The organism is Mycobacterium neumannii (genome assembly GCF_048452905.1).
GTDB classification, from domain to species: domain Bacteria; phylum Actinomycetota; class Actinomycetes; order Mycobacteriales; family Mycobacteriaceae; genus Mycobacterium; species Mycobacterium neumannii_B.
On record NZ_JBCGVF010000003.1, the window covers coordinates 411,958 to 432,955 of the forward strand.

Annotated in this window: 18 protein-coding genes; 7 read left to right on the plus strand and 11 right to left on the minus strand. The window is 66.9% G+C overall.

Annotated elements, in window-relative coordinates:
* The first annotated feature begins 63 nt into the window (after nt 1-63).
* Nucleotides 64-1,548, plus strand: coding sequence for a cytochrome P450 (locus tag AAHH99_RS08245; protein WP_064427326.1), 1,485 nt, complete (start codon nt 64-66; stop codon nt 1,546-1,548).
* A gap of 87 nt (nt 1,549-1,635) precedes the next feature.
* Here AAHH99_RS08245 and AAHH99_RS08250 read toward each other — a convergent pair whose 3' ends face one another.
* On the minus strand, nt 1,636-2,130 hold the full coding sequence (locus AAHH99_RS08250; RefSeq protein ID WP_418768216.1) for a homocitrate synthase: 495 nt from the start codon (nt 2,128-2,130) through the stop codon (nt 1,636-1,638).
* A gap of 280 nt (nt 2,131-2,410) precedes the next feature.
* Here AAHH99_RS08250 and AAHH99_RS08255 point away from each other — a divergent pair, with 280 nt between their 5' ends.
* Nucleotides 2,411-3,160, plus strand: a complete 750-nt coding sequence (locus AAHH99_RS08255) for a sulfite exporter TauE/SafE family protein (protein WP_418768217.1) — start codon at nt 2,411-2,413, stop codon at nt 3,158-3,160.
* Here the strand turns inward: AAHH99_RS08255 and AAHH99_RS08260 are convergent.
* Together AAHH99_RS08260 and AAHH99_RS08265 are read right to left on the minus strand one after the other, a co-directional pair.
* A complete protein-coding gene (locus AAHH99_RS08260) occupies nt 3,157-4,221 on the minus strand; it encodes a phosphotransferase family protein (RefSeq protein ID WP_418768218.1) in 1,065 nt (354 codons plus the stop codon). The genes AAHH99_RS08255 and AAHH99_RS08260 overlap by 4 nt on opposite strands.
* 117 nt (nt 4,222-4,338) lie before the next feature.
* Nucleotides 4,339-5,106, minus strand: a complete 768-nt coding sequence (locus AAHH99_RS08265) for an SDR family NAD(P)-dependent oxidoreductase (RefSeq protein WP_064401607.1) — start codon at nt 5,104-5,106, stop codon at nt 4,339-4,341.
* A 103-nt stretch (nt 5,107-5,209) separates the two neighbouring features.
* On the opposite strand from AAHH99_RS08265, the gene AAHH99_RS08270 reads away from it, so the two are divergent.
* From AAHH99_RS08270 to AAHH99_RS08285, 4 genes are all read left to right on the plus strand, one after another.
* Nucleotides 5,210-6,751, plus strand: coding sequence for a molybdopterin-dependent oxidoreductase (locus tag AAHH99_RS08270; RefSeq protein WP_418768219.1), 1,542 nt, complete (start codon nt 5,210-5,212; stop codon nt 6,749-6,751).
* Nucleotides 6,752-6,901: 150 nt separating this feature from the next.
* A complete protein-coding gene (locus AAHH99_RS08275) occupies nt 6,902-8,473 on the plus strand; it encodes an ATP-dependent DNA ligase (protein WP_418768220.1) in 1,572 nt (523 codons plus the stop codon).
* Between the two features lie 50 nt (nt 8,474-8,523).
* Nucleotides 8,524-10,818: a carbon starvation CstA family protein gene (locus tag AAHH99_RS08280; protein ID WP_418768221.1), complete on the plus strand. Its 2,295-nt coding sequence runs from the start codon at nt 8,524-8,526 to the stop codon at nt 10,816-10,818.
* Between the two features lie 8 nt (nt 10,819-10,826).
* Nucleotides 10,827-10,964, plus strand: coding sequence for a YbdD/YjiX family protein (locus AAHH99_RS08285; RefSeq protein WP_418768222.1), 138 nt, complete (start codon nt 10,827-10,829; stop codon nt 10,962-10,964).
* A gap of 21 nt (nt 10,965-10,985) precedes the next feature.
* Here AAHH99_RS08285 and AAHH99_RS08290 read toward each other — a convergent pair whose 3' ends face one another.
* The 3 genes from AAHH99_RS08290 to AAHH99_RS08300 form a co-directional block, all read right to left on the minus strand.
* Nucleotides 10,986-11,567, minus strand: a complete 582-nt coding sequence (locus tag AAHH99_RS08290) for a carboxymuconolactone decarboxylase family protein (RefSeq protein WP_418768223.1) — start codon at nt 11,565-11,567, stop codon at nt 10,986-10,988.
* A 116-nt stretch (nt 11,568-11,683) separates the two neighbouring features.
* On the minus strand, nt 11,684-12,907 hold the full coding sequence (locus AAHH99_RS08295) for a cytochrome P450 (RefSeq protein ID WP_418769561.1): 1,224 nt from the start codon (nt 12,905-12,907) through the stop codon (nt 11,684-11,686).
* 36 nt (nt 12,908-12,943) lie between these two features.
* Entirely contained in the window at nt 12,944-13,972 is a 1,029-nt protein-coding gene (locus tag AAHH99_RS08300; RefSeq protein ID WP_418768224.1) for an LLM class F420-dependent oxidoreductase, read from the minus strand.
* An 86-nt stretch (nt 13,973-14,058) separates the two neighbouring features.
* Between AAHH99_RS08300 and AAHH99_RS08305 the strand changes: the two genes are divergently transcribed.
* Entirely contained in the window at nt 14,059-15,555 is a 1,497-nt protein-coding gene (locus tag AAHH99_RS08305; protein ID WP_418768225.1) for an acyl-CoA carboxylase subunit beta, read from the plus strand.
* Nucleotides 15,556-15,711: 156 nt separating this feature from the next.
* On the opposite strand, the gene AAHH99_RS08310 is transcribed toward AAHH99_RS08305, so the two are convergent.
* The 5 genes from AAHH99_RS08310 to AAHH99_RS08330 are packed head-to-tail and all read right to left on the minus strand — an operon-like array spanning nt 15,712 to nt 20,918.
* Nucleotides 15,712-16,788, minus strand: a complete 1,077-nt coding sequence (locus AAHH99_RS08310; RefSeq protein ID WP_418768226.1) for a TIGR03857 family LLM class F420-dependent oxidoreductase — start codon at nt 16,786-16,788, stop codon at nt 15,712-15,714.
* Entirely contained in the window at nt 16,752-17,129 is a 378-nt protein-coding gene (locus tag AAHH99_RS08315; RefSeq protein WP_418768227.1) for a nuclear transport factor 2 family protein, read from the minus strand. The genes AAHH99_RS08310 and AAHH99_RS08315 overlap by 37 nt, the downstream gene beginning before the upstream one ends.
* A complete protein-coding gene (locus tag AAHH99_RS08320) occupies nt 17,126-18,193 on the minus strand; it encodes a phosphotransferase (protein WP_418768228.1) in 1,068 nt (355 codons plus the stop codon). Before AAHH99_RS08320 ends, AAHH99_RS08315 begins: the two co-directional genes overlap by 4 nt.
* The gene (locus tag AAHH99_RS08325; protein ID WP_418768229.1) at nt 18,190-19,299 is read right to left on the minus strand and encodes an alpha/beta hydrolase; all 1,110 of its coding nucleotides are present in this window, start codon (nt 19,297-19,299) and stop codon (nt 18,190-18,192) included. Before AAHH99_RS08325 ends, AAHH99_RS08320 begins: the two co-directional genes overlap by 4 nt.
* Entirely contained in the window at nt 19,296-20,918 is a 1,623-nt protein-coding gene (locus tag AAHH99_RS08330; protein ID WP_418768230.1) for a flavin-containing monooxygenase, read from the minus strand. The genes AAHH99_RS08325 and AAHH99_RS08330 overlap by 4 nt, the downstream gene beginning before the upstream one ends.
* Nucleotides 20,919-20,998: the final 80 nt, after the last annotated feature.

Sequence of the window (20,998 nt, forward strand, 5' to 3'; positions counted from 1 at the left end):
CTGCCATCCAGGATGGTGATGAGAGTGACAACGGCCACATTCCTTTGCATCAGGAGCTCGTGAATGACCGCGACGATCAGCACGACGGACTATCTGCTCGACCAGGCCAAGCGCCGGTTGACCCCGTCGTTCAACAACTTCCCCGGCATGGGAATCGTTGAGCGCAAGCTGCTCAACACGGATTTCCCACAGAAGCCGATGGCCGAGCCGCCCCCGGGCAGCGATCTCAAGCCGGTGATCGGCGACGCCGGTCTGCCGATCCTCGGGCACATGATCGAGATGTTCCGTGGCGGACCGGACTATCTGCTGCACGTCTACCGCAAGTACGGCCCGCTGTACTACGCCGACTCGCCTGCGCTGCCCGCCGTCGCGGCGCTGGGCCCCGACGCCGCGCAGGCCGTCTACTCCAACCGCAACAAGGACTTCTCCCAGCAGGGCTGGGTGCCGGTGATCGGGCCGTTCTTCCATCGCGGCCTGATGCTCCTGGACTTCGAGGAGCACATGTTCCACCGGCGCATCATGCAGGAGGCGTTCGTCCGCTCCCGGCTGGTCGGATACCAGGAGCAGGTCGACCACGTGGTCTCGCAGGTGATCGCCAACGACTGGGTCGTCAACGACGGGCGCTTCCTGATGTACCCGGCGATGAAGGAACTGACCCTCGACATCGCCTCGATGGTGTTCATGGGCCACGAACCCGGCTCCGACAAGGAACTGGTGACCAAGGTCAACCAGGCGTTCACCACCACGACCCGCGCAGGCAACGCGATCATCCGCAAACCCGTGCGCCCGTTCACCTGGTGGCGCGGCATGCAGGCCCGCAACCTGCTCGAGGAGTACTTCGAGGAGCGGGTCAAGGAACGCCGCGGCAAGGACGGCTCGGATCTGCTGACGGTGTTGTGCCACACCGAGGACGAGGACGGCAACAAGTTCTCCGACGAGGACATCGTCAACCACATGATCTTCTTGATGATGGCCGCGCATGACACGTCGACCTCGACGGCAACGACGATGATCTACCACCTCGCCAAGCATCCCGAGTGGCAGGAGCGCTGCCGCGAGGAGTCCGATCGCCTCGGCGACGGGCCTGCCGACATCGAGTCGCTGGACAAGCTCGAGTCGCTGGATCTGGTGATGAACGAGTCGATCCGTCTGGTGACGCCGGTGCAGTGGGCCATGCGCCAAACCGTGCGCGACACCGAGCTGCTCGGCTACTACCTGCCGAAGGGCACCAACGTGATCGCCTATCCCGGGATGAACCACCGGCTCGAGGAGTTCTACCCCGACCCGATGAAGTTCGACCCGTTGCGGTTCACCGAGCCGCGCAACGAGCACAAGCAGCACCGCTACGCGTTCAGCCCCTTCGGCGGCGGCGCGCACAAGTGCATCGGCATGACCTTCGGCCAGCTGGAGGTCAAGACGATCCTGCACCGGCTGCTGCGCAAGTACCGGCTCGAACTGCCCCGCCCGGACTACACGACCGAATGGGATTACGGCGGCATGCCGGTGCCCAAGGACGGCATGCACATCGTGCTGCGCCCGCTGCACTGATTCGTCGTTGCCGCGAAATGGCATTCCAGCAGCGATTGTTCGAGTGACGGCCTGCCGGAATGCAATTTCGCGGCGATCAGCTGGCGGTCAGGACGCCACCAGTAGGCGGTTCGCACACGCGATGACGGCGCTCAACGCCGACTGCGTGGCGTCCTTGGACAGCCCCATCGCCCACTCCGAATTCAGCCCGTCGGAACCGCGGATGAAGGTGACGGTGCGCTCACCGGCGCTCACCTGGTGAAAGGCCGTCATCTCCACCGAGATCCCGCGGTCATAGAGCATCGAGGTCAGTGCGGCGACGGGGCCGGGTGCGGCCGCTGACGTCGTGCAGATCCGGTCTCCGATGGCCAGCGTCGCCTGATAGTTGCGTGGCCCCAGCCGGTTGGCGGGGCGACTCACGTCGGCGCAGCTCCAGTTGCCCAGCCTCACGGGTCCCGAAGTGGGTGCGTACTCGGCGAGAAACGTCTCGAAAGACATCGCGTCGGCCTCCTCGCGCAGACCGCGGGGCGGCGGGGCATCGAGATAGGCCGCGAACGCCGACGGTGCTGCGCTGGTAGCGGATTGCGTTGCGAACGAGGTCATGTGCCGGTCTTTTCTTCGAAGAGAAGTGACCGACTACGTAGCGACGACCCACAGCGAGGGGTCGGTCAGGATCAGACCCCGCTGCGGGTTGCTACTACGAGTCGCCTCGGCACGCGTTCGATCGTAGACAACCACCGACCGGGCCGCAAAGGAAAAACCGTTCGCAAACTGCCCGTGGGTCCTTCGCGTTCCGACTGTCTTTACGCCGGGCGCTTTGAAAAGTGTGACCACAGCGCCTCGAATCCTCTACCGCAACGCGTTGGCCGTAGCGTGACCTTCGATGACATGGGCCCTGCTGTTCGCCGCCGGCGTTCTCGGCGGGCTCACCGGCAGCATCGCCGGGTTGGCCTCGGTGGCCACCTATCCCGCACTACTTCTCTTCGGGTTGCCCCCGGTCACCGCCAATGTGACGAACACCGTGGCGCTGGTGTTCAACGGCATCGGCTCGGTGTTGGGGTCGCGTCCAGAACTCAGGGGGCAGGGCCGGTGGATCCTGCGCACCGCACCGATCGCGGTGGTCGGCGGTGTGGCCGGCGCCGCGCTGCTGCTCACCACGCCCGCCGAGGGCTTCGAGAGATCGGTGCCGATTCTGCTCGGTGTCGCCTCGGTGGCGATCCTGCTGCCCCGCCGGGCTCCCGGTGACGAGCCGAGCACGGGGCATCGCCGTGCAGCGGTGGTCATCGAGGCGACCGCCGTGTTCCTGATCTGTGTCTACGGCGGCTATTTCGGTGCGGCCGCGGGTGTGCTGCTGCTGGCGCTCCTCCTGCGCACCGGCCACGCCTCGCTCGCGGAGGCCAACGCGGGCAAGAACGTGATCCTGGGTGTGGCGAACCTCGTGGCGGCCGTGGTCTTCGCGATGCTCGCACCGGTGCAGTGGGGTGCGATGTTGGTGCTGGGCCTGGGCTGTCTGATCGGCTCCCGGCTCGGGCCGGTCGTCGTGCGGCACGCACCTGCGGGGCCGTTGCGCGTCGTGATCGGCGCGGCCGGCGTGGCGCTGGCCGTCCAGCTGTGGATCGACACCTACGTTTAGAGCTCGAAGGGGCTGTCGCCCTTGATCACCCGCTTGCCGAGATCGATGAGGTTCTGGGCGTTGGCATGCAACCGCTCCCCCGCCTCCCGGCTCGCCTGACCGATCAGGAATCGCGACCAGGTGCCCTCGATGACGATCCCGAGCTTGAAGCACGCCATCGCGACATACCAATCGAGGCTTGATGTTTCGCGGCCGCCGGCGTCGAAGTAGGCGTCGAGGAGTTCGCGACGGCTGGCCAGTCCGCCGAGCGCGGCGAGCTCTGCGCCTGCGGTGATCGTGTTGGTCTCCAACGGCCAGCAGATCAGCATCCAGCCCAGATCGAGCAGCGGGTCGCCGATCGTGCACATCTCCCAGTCGACGAACGCCGCCACCTCGGGCTTGTCGCGACGCAGCAGCACATTGCTCAGGTGCGGGTCACCGTGCAGGACACCCGGCCGACCCTCCGGCGGCAGGTTGGACGCCAGCCACTCGGCGAGTTCGGTCACGGCCAGCGACTCGGGGTCGTATCGGTCGTGCCGGTAGCTCTCAAGCAGCCGGAGGAACTGCGGAACCTGGCGCTCCAGGAAGGACCCGGGCCGTTTGAGCTCGGCGAGCGGGCTGCCCTCCCACTCGACCTGCCCGAGCGCGGCCAGGCTCGCCGCATACGACAGCCCCACTTGATGGCGCATCGCCGGATCGCGCACGTACGCCTCGGACATGTCGTCACCGGGGTTGAAGCCGTCGACAACTTCCATCAGGTAGAAGACCACGCCGAGGACGCTGAGATCCTCACAGCCGGCGATGAATCCGGGATGCGGCACCGGTGTCCCCGCCAACGTCCGCAACGCCGCGATCTCACGCAGCATCGTCTTGTCGCTCGTCGGCCGTGGATGGGCCGGCGGTCGACGAAGCACCATGGGCCGGTCGTCGATCAGCAAGCGCACCACGATGTTCTGCGTCCCGCCGGTCAGCGGTTCGACGCCGCTGACCGTCGTCCCCAGACCCTGCGCGCGCACCCACTGCTGCAGCGCGGCCTGATCATCGTGGCTCAGTGTCGGAAGTTGATGCGCGTCGTCGGGCATGTAGCCATCGTGTCAGGTCGACCGCGGAAGCGGCGACGGTCGCCACCCACTCACTCTTCGGCGATTCCGGTGTAGTTGGTGGCGGTGAGCGCAACCAACTACACCGAAATCACACTTCTACTTGGGGGCGAAGCGCTGGCCGGCGTCCAGGCGCAGGCACTGACCGTTGAGCATCGGGTTCTCGACGATCGCGGCCACCAGCTTGGCGTACTCCTCCGGCTTGCCGAGCCGCTTCGGGAACGCCGCATCCTTGGTCAGTGCCTTGGCGAACTCGTCGGGGATGCCCTCGGTCAGACCCGTGGCGAACAGGCTCGGCGCGATCGCCAGCGCCCGGATGCCCAGGCTGCCCATGTCGCGGGCCATCGTCAGGCACATCCCGGCGATCGCGGCCTTCGATGCGGTGTAGGCGACCTGCCCGATCTGGCCCTCGAACGCCGCGATCGAGGCGGTGTTGATGATGACGCCGCGCTCTTCCTGCTCGTCGTCGACGAGATCCTGCTGGCTCATCTGCCACCCGGCCAGCCTGCTGATGTTGAACGTGCCGATGAGGTTGAGGTCCACGCACTTACGGAACGTGTCGAGGCTGTGCGGGCCGTCCTTCTTGACCGTGCGCTCGGCGGCGCCGCCACCGGCCGTCGTCACGATGATGTGCAGCCCGCCGAGCTTGTCGATCGCCTGCTGCAGCACCTTTTCGGTGCCCTCGAAGTCGGTGACGTCCACCTCGAAGAAGGAGCCACCGATCGCGTCGGCCACTTCCTTGCCCTTCGACTGCGGGCGGTCCAGAACCGCCACGTCCGCGCCGCGTTGAGCCAGCAACTCGGCCGTCGCCTTGCCGAAGCCGGACGCTCCGCCGACGACGATGGCCTTCTTGCCAGAAATCTCCACCTGGGTCTCCCCTTTCCAAAAAGAGCTCGATTCGTAAAGCAACCTAGCTGACGTCACCGTTCGGTAAGCCCGTCGGGTCGCCAACGTGAGTACTTTGAGCGGCATGACGTCGCGCAGCACCCAGGCGATGGGCGGCATCGCCGCTGCCGCCGTCGCGCTGGGCGTGACCCAACTGCTCGCCGTCTTCGTCGGACCGCGGGCCGACTCCCGTACCGCGGTCGGGTCGGCGGTCATCGACCTGACGCCCGGTCCGGTCAAGGAGTGGGCGATCCAGACCTTCGGCATGGCCGACAAACTCGTCCTGTCGATGCTCGTGCTCGCGGTGATCGCCGTCGTGGCCGCCGCCACCGCGGCGTTGGAGACGCGGCGCTTTCCGATCGGCAGCGTCGCGATCGTGGCGGCCGGCGTCGCGGGGTGCGCGGCGGTGCTCTCGCGTGCGGGGGCAACCCTGTTGAACACCCTGCCGACGGTGGTCGGCGCCGCCTGCGGCGTCGCGGTGCTGCGACTGTTGACGTCGAGGCGGTTCACCGACACCGCCGGGCCGGCCACCGACGACGGGCCCGATCCCGGCCGACGGCTGTCGTTGATCACGCTGGGCTTCCTCGGGGCTGGCGCGCTGACCGGAGTGGGCGGCGTAGTGCTGTCACGCCTCACGACCTCGGTTTCGGGTGACCGCACGGCATTCGCCCTGCCGCCGGTTGACGTCGCCGCTCCCCCGATCCCGGCGTCGGTGCAGCCGAAAGGTGTCGGGCTGCCGTCGTTCGTCACCAACAACGCCGACTTCTACCGGATCGACACCGCGCTGAGCGTGCCGCAGTTGAGTCGCGAGAACTGGCAGCTGCGGATCCACGGTATGGTCGATCGCGAAATCACTTTGCGCTTCGATGATCTCGACCGATTCGACGTGGTCGAGAAGGTGGTGACGCTCACGTGTGTGTCGAACCCGGTCGGCGGTGATCTCATCGGCAACGCCACGTGGACGGGATACCGCGTGTCAGACCTGTTGGCAGAGGCCGGAATTCACCGTGACGCGGACATGGTCCTGTCGATGTCGATCGACGGGTTCACCGCGGGCACTCCGGTCGAGGCGCTCACCGACGACCGGGGCTCACTGCTGGCGGTCGGCATGAACGGCGAACCGCTGCCGACCGCACACGGTTATCCCGCCCGCCTGGTGGTTCCCGGGCTGTACGGATATGTCTCGGCGACGAAGTGGGTGGTCGACCTCGAGGTGACGCGGTTCGACCGCGCCCAGGCCTACTGGACGCGTCTGGGGTGGTCGCCGCGCGGGCCGATCAAGACCGAGTCGCGGATCGACGTGCCGCGAAGTGGTCAAGACGTGCCCCGCGGGGCGGTGACATTCGGTGGTGTGGCATGGGCTCAGAACCGCGGGGTGCGCAACGTCGAGGTGCGCGTCGACGGACCCGCCGGGCAGGGCGACTGGCAACAGGCCGAACTCGGCGCCGCCTACTCGAACGAAACCTGGCGGCTGTGGAGTTTCCCGTGGCAGGCCGCTCAGCCGGGGCCGCACACCATCACTGTGCGGGCCACCGACAACACCGGCGCGACACAGACCGCCGCGATTGCCCAACCGATCCCCGACGGCGCCACCGGCTGGCACAGCGTCGACTTCGAGGTCACCTAGTTCTCTGCCGCAAGCGACCGTGTCTGTCCCTCGACACGCCGCTAAAGGCGTGCAATTGCGGTCGTCCCCTACTGGCGTGTGGGCCCACGCGCCCGACGGATGACCCCTCGCGGCTCAACAATGTCGGAACGGCGTGTCAGGCTGAACCCCGTGCAGTTACTCGACGTGGCCATGGCGTCCGCCGAGGTCGGTGCGTCCTCGTCGCGGCTGGCCAAAACGGCTCGAATCGCCGATCTGCTAGGCCGCGCCGGCGAGGAGGCCGACGCCGATCAGGTCGCGGTCGTGGTGTCGTGGCTCTCCGGTGAGCTGCCGCAACGACAGATCGGTGTCGGGTGGGCCTCGCTGCGCTCGCTACCGCCCCCGGCGGAGTCCGCATCGTTGACGGTGCCCGACGTCCACGCGCGGTTCACCGAGATCGGGCAGGTCGCGGGCAAAGGCTCGCAAGCCCGGCGCGCCGAACTGCTCGCCGGTCTCTTCGGCGCCGCGACCGCAGAAGAGCAGACGTTTCTGCGTCGGCTGCTCGGCGGTGAGCTGCGCCAGGGCGCACTCGTCGGCGTGATGGCCGATGCGGTCGCCAAGGCCGCCGGCCTCCCGGCCGCCGCGGTGCGCCGCGCCGCGATGCTCGGTGGCGACCTGCCCGCCGTCGCGGCCGCCCTGACCATGGGCGAGGCCGCACTGGAGCGGTTCACGCTGACGGTCGGCCGTCCGGTGGGCCCGATGCTGGCGCAGACCGCAGCCGGCGTGGCCGAGGCACTCGAACGTCTCGGCGGCACAGCAGTTTTCGAAGCGAAGCTGGACGGCGCGCGGGTGCAGGTGCATCGGCGAGGCGATGAGGTGTCGATCTACACCCGAAGCCTCGACGACGTGACCGCACGCCTCCCGGAGGTCGCCGACGCCGTGCTGGCGTTGCCGGTTACGACCGTGATCGCCGATGCCGAGGCGATCGCACTCAAACCCGACGGGCGGCCGCACCGCTTCCAGGTGACGGCATCGCGGTTCGGTCGCTCCGCCGACATCGCCGCCGCCGCGGCCGCCCAACCGCTGTCGGTCTTCGTGTTCGACCTGTTGCACGTCGACGGTGTCGACCTGCTCGAGAAACCATCCTCCGAGCGCATCGAGGTGCTCGACGCGCTCGTTCCCAAGCTGCACCGCGTCGACCGCCTCGTCACCGACGACGTCGAACGGGCTCGCGAGTTCCTGGAGGTGACGCTGGCCGCCGGCCACGAGGGCGTGATGGCCAAGTCGTTGACTGCGCCGTACGAGGCCGGGCGACGCGGGGCCGGCTGGCTCAAGGTCAAACCCGTGCACACGCTCGACCTGGTGGTGCTCGCGGTCGAGTGGGGTTCGGGCCGGCGCGCCGGCAAGTTGTCCAACATCCACCTCGGCGCACGGGACCCGCAGACGGGCGAATTCGTCATGCTCGGAAAGACTTTCAAGGGCATGACCGACGCCATGCTCGAGTGGCAGACCGCGCGGTTCCTCGAGCTGGCCGACGGACCGACCGACGGCTCCGGCTCGATGGCCGGCTCGGCCGGCCGTGTGGTCCGGCTCAGACCCGAGCAGGTCGTCGAGATCGCGTTCGACGGCGTACAGACGTCGACTCGGTACCCCGGTGGCATGGCGCTGCGGTTCGCCAGGGTGTTGCGCTACCGCGACGACAAGAGCCCCGCAGAAGCCGACACCATCGACACGGTGCGGGCGTTCTACCAGCGCGGAAGCTGAAGCCCGCGGTTTTGACACGTCGCCGGCGCCGCCGATGAAAGGATCGCCACATGGCATCTCCGACCGCTCCCGCAGAGCGCACAGAGGAAACCGAGGGCGACGTCACCTATATCCGCACCGTCAAGGATCTGCCGCCGGTGGCGATCGTCGACCGGTCGCCGATCACCCTGCGGCACCGGATCATCTTCGGGATCATCGCCCTGCTCGGCGCCATCGCCTGGGCGGTGATCGCGTTCTTCCGGGGGGAGACCGTCAACGCCGTCTGGTTCGTCATCGCCGCGATCTGCACCTACGTGATCGGCTTCCGGTTCTACGCCCGCCTGATCGAGATGAAGATCGTGCGTCCGCGCGACGACCATGCCACTCCCGCTGAGCTATTCGAGAACGGGACGGACTACATGCCGACCGACCGGCGGGTGTTGTTCGGACACCACTTCGCCGCGATCGCCGGCGCGGGCCCGCTCGTCGGACCCGTCCTCGCCATGCAGATGGGCTACCTGCCGGGAACCATCTGGATCATCATCGGCGCGGTCGTGGCCGGCTGTGTCCAGGACTATCTCGTGTTGGCGATCTCGACGCGTCGGCGGGGGCGCTCGCTGGGACAGATGGCCCGCGACGAACTCGGGACGATCGGCGGTGTGGCCGCCATCGTCGGCGTGCTCGTCATCATGGTGATCCTGCTGGCGGTGCTGGCCTTGGTGGTCGTCGGTGCGCTCGCCGAGAGCCCCTGGGGCGTCTTCTCGATCGCCATGACGATCCCGATCGCGATCTTCATGGGCCTGTACTTGAGGTTCCTGCGGCCGGGCCGGGTGTCGGAGGTGTCGCTGATCGGCGTCGCGCTGCTGCTGCTCGCGGTCGCCTCCGGCGGGTGGGTCGCCGAAACCGCTTGGGGCACAGAATGGTTCACGCTGTCGAAGGTGAGCCTGTCGTGGGCCCTCATCATCTACGGATTCGCCGCGTCGGTGCTGCCGGTGTGGTTCCTGCTCGCGCCGCGCGACTACCTGTCGACGTTCATGAAGGTCGGCACCATCGCACTGCTGGCGGTGGGTATCGTGCTCGCCCGCCCGATCATGGAGGCTCCGGCGATCTCGGCGTTCGCCGCTGAGGGCACCGGTCCGGTGTTCGCGGGATCGCTGTTCCCCTTCTTGTTCATCACGATCGCATGCGGTGCACTGTCGGGCTTTCATGCGCTGATCTCATCGGGCACCACCCCCAAGCTCCTGGAAAAAGAAGGCCAGATGCGCCTGATCGGCTACGGCGGCATGATCACCGAGTCGTTCGTCGCGATCATGGCGTTGATCACCGCGGCCATCCTCAATCAGCATCTGTACTTCGCGATCAACGCGCCCGCGGCCTCGACGGGTTCCACGGCCGAGACGGCGGCGGCCTATGTCAACAGCCTGCCGATCGACGGCCCGCCGGCCACCGCCGAGCAGATCACTCAAGCCGCCGAGAGCGTCGGCGAAGAGTCGATCGTGTCGAGGACCGGCGGCGCGCCCACACTGGCGTTCGGCATGTCCGAGGTGCTGAGCAAAGTGTTCGGCGGTGATGCGCTCAAGGCGTTCTGGTACCACTTCGCGATCATGTTCGAGGCACTTTTCATCCTCACCACCGTGGACGCGGGCACCCGGGTCGCGCGGTTCATGCTCTCCGACGGTCTGAGCAACCTCGGAGGTCCGCTGCGCAAGCTGAAGGACCCGAGCTGGCGTGTGGGAGCGTGGATCTGCAGCCTGGTCGTGGTGGCGGGCTGGGGCAGCATCCTGCTGATGGGCGTCACCGACCCGCTCGGCGGCATCAACACGCTGTTCCCGCTGTTCGGTATCGCCAACCAGTTGCTGGCCGCGATCGCCTTGACGGTCGTGACCGTGGTGGTGGTGAAGAAGGGCCTACTGAAATGGGCTTGGATACCGGCGATCCCATTGCTGTGGGATCTGATCGTGACGATGACGGCTTCGTGGCAGAAGATCTTCTCCGGCGATCCGAAGGTCGGCTACTGGACTCAACACTTCCAGTACCGCAACGCGAAGGACGCCGGTGAGACGGCGTTCGGCGCGGCCAAGGACGCCGGCGAGCTCGACGCGGTCATCCGCAACACGTTCATCCAGGGCACGCTGTCGATCGTGTTCGCACTGCTGGTGCTGATCGTGTTCATCACCGGGGTGATCATGGTGATCCGGACGCTTCGCGGCACCGCACCGCCGACGACCGAGGACGAACCGGTGCCGTCCCGGATCTTCGCGCCCTCGAACCTGCTCATGACCAAACCGGAGAAGGAGGTGGCCAAGCAATGGGACGCGTTACACAAAGCGCATGCAGAATCGGTTCGTTCTGGCGCACCTTCGTAGGCGACCTGATGGGCGACACCCACTACCGCCGGTACGTCGAGCACCGGTTGCGGACCCATCCGGGTGAACCGGTGCTCTCCGAACGGGACTACTGGCGGATCCGGCACGCCGCAGCCGAGGCCGATCCGAGTGCGCGCTGCTGCTGACCCGGCTGTCGGCCTCATCGCCTAGCCCGAGGCGACGACCCCCGCGGAAATCCAGGGTGCCGCAGTCGTTTCGGCGCTCCGGAATGCGGTTGGGACTTCGTCGGTGACGGCCCACGTCGCGGCCAGTCGGCCCATGCCTACCGCGTACGCACAATGCACGCCGAGTTCGACGAGTTCCTCCTCGGTGAAGTGGCGCCGAAGGTCGTCGTAGACGGCATCGTCGATCGCGAGGTGGTCGGTGGCGAACAGATCGGCGAACCGCAGCGCGCTGCGCTCGGCGTCTGACAGGTCGTCGGCCTCTTCGGGACGTTCCAGTGAACAGACCGTGTCCTCGGTGAGCCCGGCATCCACCGCACTCTGGTAGCGCACCGACATGCAACTGCGGCACTGGTTGTGGAACGCGATGCGCAGTCGTACGAGCTCCACGAGCCTCGGCGACAGGGTGCCACTGGATTGCAGCGCGGCCCGAAGCGAGCCCAGCGCGGCAGCGACGTCGGGCCGATGGCCGAGTATCGAGGCCACGCCCAGGTTGATCCGATCACCTTGGCCCAGATCGTCGGTCGGAATCGAAGCAAAGGCCGACGACGGTGCAACTCGGGACATGGCCACCTCGTATCGCAGCGGTTCTGGCGTGGGTACACAATATCTCGCGCGCTCGAAGCCGTTGGCCGATCCAAGCGCCGGGCAACAACCGATTCGGTGAGTAGCCGGGCTTCCGCTCAGGGCGTCAGTGAGTAGCGGATGGGCAGGTGTTTGAGCCCGCCGACGAAGGTCGTCGCCACATGCTCGGGACGCCCCGCCAACTCGACGCCCTTCAGGCGGGGCAGTAGCTCGCTGAAGAAGCTGTTGACCTCCATGCGGGCCAACGCCGCCCCCAGGCAGAAGTGCACGCCGTACCCGAATGCGACGTGCTTGTTCGGGTCGCGGGCGATGTCGAAACGGAAGGGATCGTCGAACACGTCCTCGTCACGGTTACCCGAGACATAGGACAGCAGAACCGATTCGCCCGCCGCGATCGGGATGCCGCGCACGGTGGTGTCCTCGGCAGCCGTACGCATGAACGCCTTCACCGGTGTGACCCAGCGGATCATCTCCTCGACCGCCAACGGCATCTTGGCGAGGTCGCTGCACAGGTTGTGGCGTTGCTCGGGGTTCTCGATGAGAGCCAGCATCCCGCCGGAGATGGTCGCGCTCGTGGTGTCGTGCCCCGCTGCGGCGATGATCGCGTAGTAGGAGATCGTGTCGATGTCCGACAGCGGTTCGCCGTCGATGGTCGCGTTGGCGATCGCCGAGGCGAGGTCAGCGGTCGGGTTCTCACGGCGCGAGGCGGTCAACGCGGTGAAGTACTCGAACATCTCGACCAGCGCCGACATCTGGTCGGCCTGGTCCGTACTCCGCTTGAATTCGTCGTCGTCACTGCCGAACAACTCCTGGGTCAGCTTGAGCATCAGCGGGAAGTCCGACTCCGGGATACCCAGCAACGACATGATGACATAGAGCGGGAAGTTCACCGCGACCTGCTGGACGAAGTCACACTCGGTACCGATGTCCATCATCTTGTCGACGTATACCTTGGCGAGTTCGTCGACGCGGATCTTCAACGCGCGCATCGCCTTCGGCCGAAACCAGTCGGCCCCGATAGCGCGCACCACGCGATGCTGCGGATCGTCCATGTGGATGAGGGTGCGTACGCCGATGGCCGCCTGCTGCTCGTCGCCCTCTTCGGTGACCAGTACCGGTCGCGGATGATTGGTGAACAGCATGTTTTCCCGCTCGATGTCCATGATGTCGGCGTGCTTGGTGATAGCCCAGAACGGGCGGTAGTTGGGCACGTCGACCCACGAGACGGGGGCGTTGGCGCGCAGATGTGTCAGCGACGCATGCAGTTTGGCTTCATCGGTGTAGGCCTGCGGGGTGGCGAAAGCTTTGGCCGCCTCGTCCATAATCGGTGTGCTCACAAGAACTCCTCTGCCGAACCGTCATGCGCCGCGCACTTCCTCCAGCACGGCAACCACCGTCGCTTCGTCGATCGAGCGGGGAAACCCGATCATCACCCGGTCAATCACGCCGTCGCACCGGTCTGCGATCTTGGCCGCCAGCTTGTCGATCGGTGCGACGACCGCAAATGCCTGCAGGATCTGGTCGTCGATCAGCGTGCCCATCGCGTCCCACCCGCCGGCAAGACTGAGCCGGTGCAGTTCGTCGTGCAGATCGTCCCACCCGTGTAACGCCAGCACCTTGCGGTAGGCCGGGGTCGAGCCGTAGAAGGCGATTTGCTTGCGGGTGGCGACGGCGGCGTCGGTGACCTCGCGCTCATCGGCGCCGGTCACCACGAAAATGGGGCACGAAACCTCAAAGTCGCTGCGCTGCCTACCAGATCGGGCCATGCCGCGCTCGAGCGCAGGGATGGTGACCTCTTCGAAGTAGCGTTTGGTCGTGAAGGCGTGGGCCAGAACGCCGTCGGCGACCTCGCCGGCCATCTCGGTCATCGCCTCGCCCACCGCGGCGATGAACACCTTCGGGGACCCGTAGTCGTGCGGTTCGGGAGTGAACATCGGCGTCATCAGCTTGTGCGTGTAGAAGTCGCCCTGGAACCGCAGCCGCGAACCGTCGCGCCAGCACGTCCAGATCTCGCGCATCGCGTGCACGAATTCGCCCATGCGGCGCACGGGTTGGCTCCACGGCATGCTGAACCGCTTCTCGATGTGCGGCCGGATCTGTGAACCGAGCCCCACGATGAGCCGGCCCCTCGAGTAGTCCTGCAGATCCCAGCCGATGTTGGCCACGGTCATCGGGTTTCGGGCGAACGCCACCGCGATGCTGGTGCCGAGGTCAAGGGTTTCGGTGTGCTCGGCGGCGAGCGTCAGCGGCAAGAACGGGTCATGGGCCACCTCGGCTGTCCAGCACCCGTCGTACCCGCGCCGCTGCAGAGTGCCCGCCGTCTCGGCGATGTTGGCGAGCCGACTGGAAACCGCCCCGTCGACCTTCAGGCCGGCGCCGCTAAGCATGGTCGTAGACGCTACAGTAAGCAATTCAGTATGGTCAACGAGGTCATGCCGGTGCGACGATCGCCTATCCATGGACAGGAGTTGTGATGACCAAGGCCGAGGATTGGCATGCCACGCTCGACGAGCTGTCGCGGCGACGTCAGACCGCCTACGACATGGGCGGCTCCGAGCGGGTCGCCAAGCACCGCGACAAAGGCAAGCTCGACGCCCGCGCGCGCATCGAGTATCTGCTCGACAAGGGCACGTTCCGCGAGTTCGGCACGTTGGTCGGCGGTGACATCGCCGCCGACGGTATCGTCGCCGGCTCCGGTTATCTCGACGGCAAGCCGGTGATGATCGGGGCCGAGGATTTCACGACGCTGGCGGGCAGCATCGGCCCCGGCGGAAACTCCAAGAGGTACCGCTTGGCGGAGTTGGCCGTGCGCGACAAAGTGCCGCTGGTGATGCTGCTGGAGGGCGCGGGATTTCGGCCCAGCGGCGAGCACTACGGCCGCACGCCGACCGATCTTCTCGCCCAGGCGCAGTGTTCGGGCAAGGTGCCGATGGTCGCCGGTCTGCTCGGACCGTCCGCCGGACACGGCGCGCTGGTCGCTCCGGTCTGCGACTGGACGATCATGAGCCGCCAGGGCGCCATCTTCACCGCGGGCCCTCCTGTGGTGAAAGAGTCGACAGGCGAGGATATCTCGAAGGATGACCTCGGCGGTCCGACGGTCGCGCTCGCCAGCGGTGTGATCCACAATCTCGCCGAGGACGACGAAGCCGTGCTCGACGACATCCGCCGCTACCTGTCGTACTTTCCGGCCAGCGCGTGGTCGTATCCGGATTCGCTTCCCGCCGACGAGGCCGCCGCCCCGCGGAGCACCCCGGAGCTGCTCGAGCTTGTGCCTCGCGGCAATCGGCGTGTCTACGACATGCGGCGCGTCCTCGACGTCGTCTTCGACCGCCCCGACTGGTTCGAGGTCCAGCCGAAGTTCGGGCCAGCGATCATCTGCGCGCTGGCCCATCTCGGCGGCCACCCCGTCGCGGTGGTGGCCAACCAACCGCAGGTGATCGCCGGTTCCATCGACGCCGACGCCGCGGACAAAGCGGCGCACTTCATCACCGTCGCCGACTCGTTCCACCTGCCGATCGTGTTCCTCGCCGACAACCCCGGCATGCTGCCCGGCAGCCGATCGGAGAAGGCGGGCGTGCTGCGCAGCGGTGCGCGGATGTTCGCCGCGCAGACTGCCGCGACGACGATCAAGCTGCACGTCACGCTGCGCAAGGCGTACGGTTTCGGCTCGATGGTGATGTCGCTGTTGGGGTTTGACAACCAGAGTGCGACGTTCGCCTATCCGGGCGCGACGATGGGCGCGATGAGCGCGGCCGCACTCAGCAAGGCGTCACACGCCGCCGAGGATGTCGAGGCGCGGCTTCGGCAGATGGAGGTCGAGGCCTCGTTCCGCTCGGCCGGCCACCTCGGTTTCGACGACCTGATCCATCCGGAGGAGACCCGCAACGCGCTGCTGTGGGGGCTGCAGCGCGCGGTCTACAGCCGCCAGTCCGCCCCCGAACCGGTCGCTCGCACGGTCATCACGCCCTAGCCTCAGTCTGCGCGAGCGTGCGTGTCTGTTCACGACACGCCGCCTTCTTTACTGCGAACGCGCACGCTCACGCAGTGGTGAGCGTGCACATCGCACGCATTTTTCGCGGCGTGGCGTGAACAGACACGCACGCTCACCACAACAAGCGCTGCGGGGTCACTCAGAGGCGCGGTAGGCCTCGACGATCGGTTCGAGTTCGTCGGGCGTCGCGCCGTGCATGATCAGCGCGTCGGCGCCGTAGTCGAACTCCTTGCGGATGCGCTCGACGCACTGCCGGGCCGATCCGGTAGCCGACGGCTCCAACCATTCGTCGGGGATCAGGGTCGCGATGTGTTCGATCTGCTCGGCCGATGCCTTGTGGTCGATACCGCCGGGGATCGACTGTACGACCTTGTCGTCGCGGAAGCGTTGCAGCACAGCGGGATCCCAGCCGTTGGTGTTGACCAGCAGGTCGCCGTAGCCCTGCAGGTACGTGGCCAGCCGGGCCACCGTCTTCTTCAACCGCAGCTCTTCGGGCAGATGGTCGCCGACGGTGGCGAAGCACGACCACACCCGCACGCTCGACGGATCACGGCCCGCCTTCTCGGCGGCGTCCTTGACCGTCTTCACCGCGCGCTGCAGCGTCTCGGGAGTGAAGTAGGTGTGCAGGATGACGTCGTCGAACGCCCGTCCGCCCAGCGCCAGCGTTTGTTGGCCGAACGCCACGATCGCCATTCGGATGTCTTCGCGGAAGTCCGGATCGAGGAACAGCACCTGATACTTGCCGATCGGTCCATCGTGATTGAAGATCACCTCGCCGTTCCAAAGCCGACGCATGACCTGGGCGAAATCCTCCATCTGCGCGGTCGTGACCGACGGAATGCCGAACGCCGCGTACATCGCCGCGACCCCGCGCCCGATGCCCAAGGTGAAGCGGCCGCCCGAGAGGCGGTGCATCGTCGTGGCCCACGATCCGGTGATCAACGGATGACGTGTGTTGTGATTCGTTGCCGCCGTGGCGATCTGCATGCGCGACGTGACCGCGCACGCCGCACCCACCAGCGACGACGCTTCCTTGACGTTCCATCGTTCGGAGATGAACGCGGTGCCGAACCCGAGTTCCTCGCCGCGGCGGGCCTCGTCCATCAACGTGGCCGGGCCCTCGCCCCCGGCGCCCGCCAACAGGTAGTAGCCCAGCTCGTGGAGCACTTGTTCGGTCACGCCCACACTCCTTGCTTGTAGCCGCAGTTCCACACCTCGACGATCCTGCCGTCGACCACCCGGAAGACTTCCATACTTCCGACCGTGGTTTGCGTCCCGTCCTTCATCGTGATCGGGGACTGGTAGACGATCGCGACGTGCTCACCGTCGTCGCCCGCCACCACGAGGTTCAGGTCGAAGCGGATCCTCTCCGACACCTGCCACATATCGACCACCCGTCGCACCGCCTGCTCGTGCGTCAAGACACGCGCCGGCTCGCCCACCTCGTGGCGAATCACCGTCTCGCCCAACAGTTCCTCGGCCAGTGCAAAGTCGGCCTTGTTCCACGCCACCAGGTTGTACAACTCCACCACCTCGCGGGCGGACCGGCTCATGAGAACACCTCCAGGGCGTCGATGGCTTCGATCGCGGCCACCGCGCGGTCAGTGAGCGTCAGGCACAGTCGCCGCGACCGTTCCGGCAACGCGTCCCATCCGTTGAGCGTGATGACCGGCAGCACCATCAGATAGACCGCGGCGAAGCGGTAGTGCCGCCACGCCTCGTCGAAGCCGTACCCAACTCCGTGCGCGGCGATGTGGTCGAGGTACTCACGCAGCAGCGCCTCGTCGTGGCCTTCGCGCACCGCGGTCGGCAGGCCCTGGGTGACGAGGTATGCCACATCGGCCGCGCCGGCGCCGCGGGCTGCGAACTGGAAGTCCACAACCTTCATCGCGTCACCCGAGAAGAAGAGGTTGTCGGCCCGGATGTCCCCGTGCAGCACCATGTCCCGTTCGGCGAGCACGGGCAGCGCCGCGACCGCGCGTTCGGCGAAACTTTCGGCGAACGCGGCCAGCGCCGGCGGCACGCTCTCCGAGGTGTGCGCGCGGTAGACCTCCCATCCCGGACCGAACGCCGGCAGCAGCAGGTCCCGTGCGATCGGGGTGTCGATGCTCGGAAACTGGTCGAGCACGGCGGGGTCGCCCGACCACGCGTGCAAGCCGGCCAGTTGTCGGATGCAGATGCGGGCGAGGTCCATCGTCAGCCCCGCCAGGTGATCGGCGTTGTCCCACTCCGAGAGGTCCTCGAGCAAGAGCACGAAATCGACACTGTCAGTGGCGCTCCGGGCGGTGTACACCCGCGGTGTGTCCATCGGCGTCCGCCCGGCGACGTCACGGTAGAAGGACACCTCGCGTCGGTAGCCGCCCAGCAGCTCCATCGCGCCGCGCGCCTCCGACACCGCGGGAAGCTTGGCGATCAGTGTGGCCGGCACCCCGGTGCCGGTCAGGTGCAGCCGATACAGCAGCGACGAGAAGCCGCTGTCCATCGCGATCTGCTCGGCGCGGACGTCGTCGACTGTCGCGCCGTCCAGCCCCGCATCGGCGCGGAGCGCCTCGGTCAACCAGGCGGCGTCGATCTCGTCGATTCCACCGGGCACCGCGGCGGCCGTGCTCGCCGTCATCGTGCCTCGCTGCCGCTGACCGCGGCGAGGAATCGTTCCGACGCACGCCGCACACCGCCCGCGAACAGGTGACCGACGTGGCTGCCCCGGTGCCAGTACAGTTCGCCGCTCCACCGCTCGTGCAGTCGCTCGGCCGGTTCGCGACGCGCCATCTGGTCGTGCCACGCCCCGACGATGAGCCGGCGCTCGGGCGGGGCAGTGGGCTCGACGGCCTGGTAGTCCACGATCGACATCACGCGCTCGACGGGTTCTGAGCGCAACAGGTCGACCGTGTCGCGCACTGACGGTCCCCACCGTCCCAGGTGCGCGGCGATCATCGCGTTGAGCCCGAAGATCGGGGTGTAGACCGCGACGGCGTCGACGTCTTCGAGGTGTGAGACCAGGCCCGCCACGGGGCTGCCCATCGAAACCCCCGACACCACAAGGGCGCTCGCCTGCGGCCGCAGCCAGCAGAGCACCGCCCGCACCTCCGACACCACGCGGATCATGCCCGCCAGGTTGTTCAGCGGATCCATGTTCGGATATGTCGGCCACCGGTCACGCCGGACGCCGCATCCGGGCTGCACCGGCAAAGCGATGTTGTACCCGAAGCGTTCCTGCAGGCGTCGCGCCCGCGAGAACACCAGGTCGATCGGCAATCCTTGGCCGGCGCCGTGCACCCACACCAGCCACGGCCGCGCCTCGTCTCCGCTTCGGCACAGATGAACCACCGCCGTGGCGGGGCCGCCGAAGCCGTGCAGCGATGACGGCAGCTGGGGGTCGTGCTCGAAGGTCAATTGTTCGTATCGGGATCGGCCGAACCGGCGCTGCCGGATCATCCTGGGCCGCAGCTCATCCGGCTCGATGTGCACGCCCGCCATGCCCAAGCCGGACAGTTCCGCGGCGGCGGCCGCGCAGGACTCGACCGTGCGCTCCAGCCGCGGTGGAGGTGCGGTCAGCGTCATTCCGGTCAGCGCCAGTTCGTCGAGCATGACCTCACCGAGTTGCCGGGCACCGCTGCGCGACAGCGGCCTCCAGTCGCCGGGCGCGGCCACCGCGGCGTGGGCTCGCGGCACGACACCGGCAAAGTCTCGCCCGATGCGGTATGCGCGTTCGGCCGGTCTCATGCCAGCTTGAACCCGGTGTAGCCGGCATCGGCGACCTCGTCGCAGCGGCGCCGGTACTCCGGAATGCCCGCGGTGTAGCCCATGTACATCCGCTTCTTGCCCGGTACGTTGCCGCCGTTGTACCAGGAGTTGCACGACGGATGGTCGAGCACCGTCGGTGCCACCAGCGATGTCGCGTGTTCGATCCACTCGCGTTGCGCGTCCGGCAATGCTTCGATGCTGCGGTACCCGTTGGCTCTCAGGTACCCGATGCAGTCGCCGATCCACTCGACGTGCTGTTCGAGGGCGGTCACGAAATTGCTTGCCGGGGCAGGGCTCCCGGCCGCCTGGATGATGAACAGGTTCGGGAACCCCGCCACCGCGATCCCCAGGTAGGCGTACGGCCCCTCGGTCGTCCAAAAATCACCGAGGGACAGCTCGTCGCGCCCGGTCACCGCGATCCGCGTCATCGCCCCGGTCATCGCGTCGAAGCCGGTGGCGTAGATGATCACGTCAAGCTCGTGGTCGCCCTGTTCGGTGTGGATGCCCGTCGGGGTGACCTCCACGATCGGACCCTTGCGCAGGTCGACAAGTGTCACGTTGTCGCGGTTGAACGTCTCGTAATAGCCCTGGTCGATGATCGGGCGCTTACATCCGAACGGGTGCGACGGGGTCAGCGCCGCGGCGGTCTCGGGATTCTTGACGATGCGCGCCACCGCCTCGCCGTAGAGTTTGGCCGCCATCTGGTTGGCTTCGATGTCGAAGAACACGTCGCCCCAGCTGAGCGCACCGATGATGCCGCCCTCCTCGACGGCGCGCAGTTGTTCCTCGCGCGACGCGGACTTCAGCGGCGGTTTGGTCATCATCTCGAACATCACCGAGAACGCACTCAGCCGGGCCGCACCGACCGCGTGTTCTCGTTGCGCCGCGCGGATCTGGGCGTAGTTCGCCTTCAGCTCGTCGAGTTCACCGTCGTCGAACGGGCGGACCTCCCACGGCAGCGTGTAGGCCGGCGATCGCTGGAACACGGTGAGGTGGCCGGCCTGTTGGGCCACGACCGGGATCAGCTGTACGCCGGTCGAACCCGTCCCGATCACGCCGACCCGCTTGCCGGTCAGGTCGACGTGCTGTTTCGGCCACCGACTTGTGAACAGCGAAACTCCCTCGAAGGCACCCATTCCGGGGATCTCCGGTTCTTTCGGGACCGACAGGATCCCCGTCGCCGCGACGACGAACGGCGCGACGAACGCCTTCCCGTCCGCAGTCCGCACCTCCCACTCGGAGGCGGCCTCGTCGAAGGTCATCGCGGTGACCTCGGTGTGGAACCGGATGTCGCGGCGGAGATCGAGTCGGTCGGCGACGAAGTTCAAGTAGGCCTCGATCTCGGGCTGGCGCGGCATCGTCTCGGTCCACACCCACTCCTGCTCGATCTCTTCGGAGAAGCTGTAGGAGTACTCGATGCTCTCGATGTCACAGCGCGCACCGGGATACCGGTTGAACAGCCATGTGCCCCCGACGTTCTCGGCCTTCTCCAGGATGATGGTGCGCAACCCCTGCTCGCGCAGTCGATGCAGCGCGTACAACCCGGAGAACCCGGCCCCGACGATGATCGCGTCGAGGCGGGTGGAATCGGATGTCATCACAGCTGGGCCCTCACGTTAAGAAGTGGAGATACTGTAACTATTACAGTATTGCGCCGGACCGCAGGTCGATTTCGGTG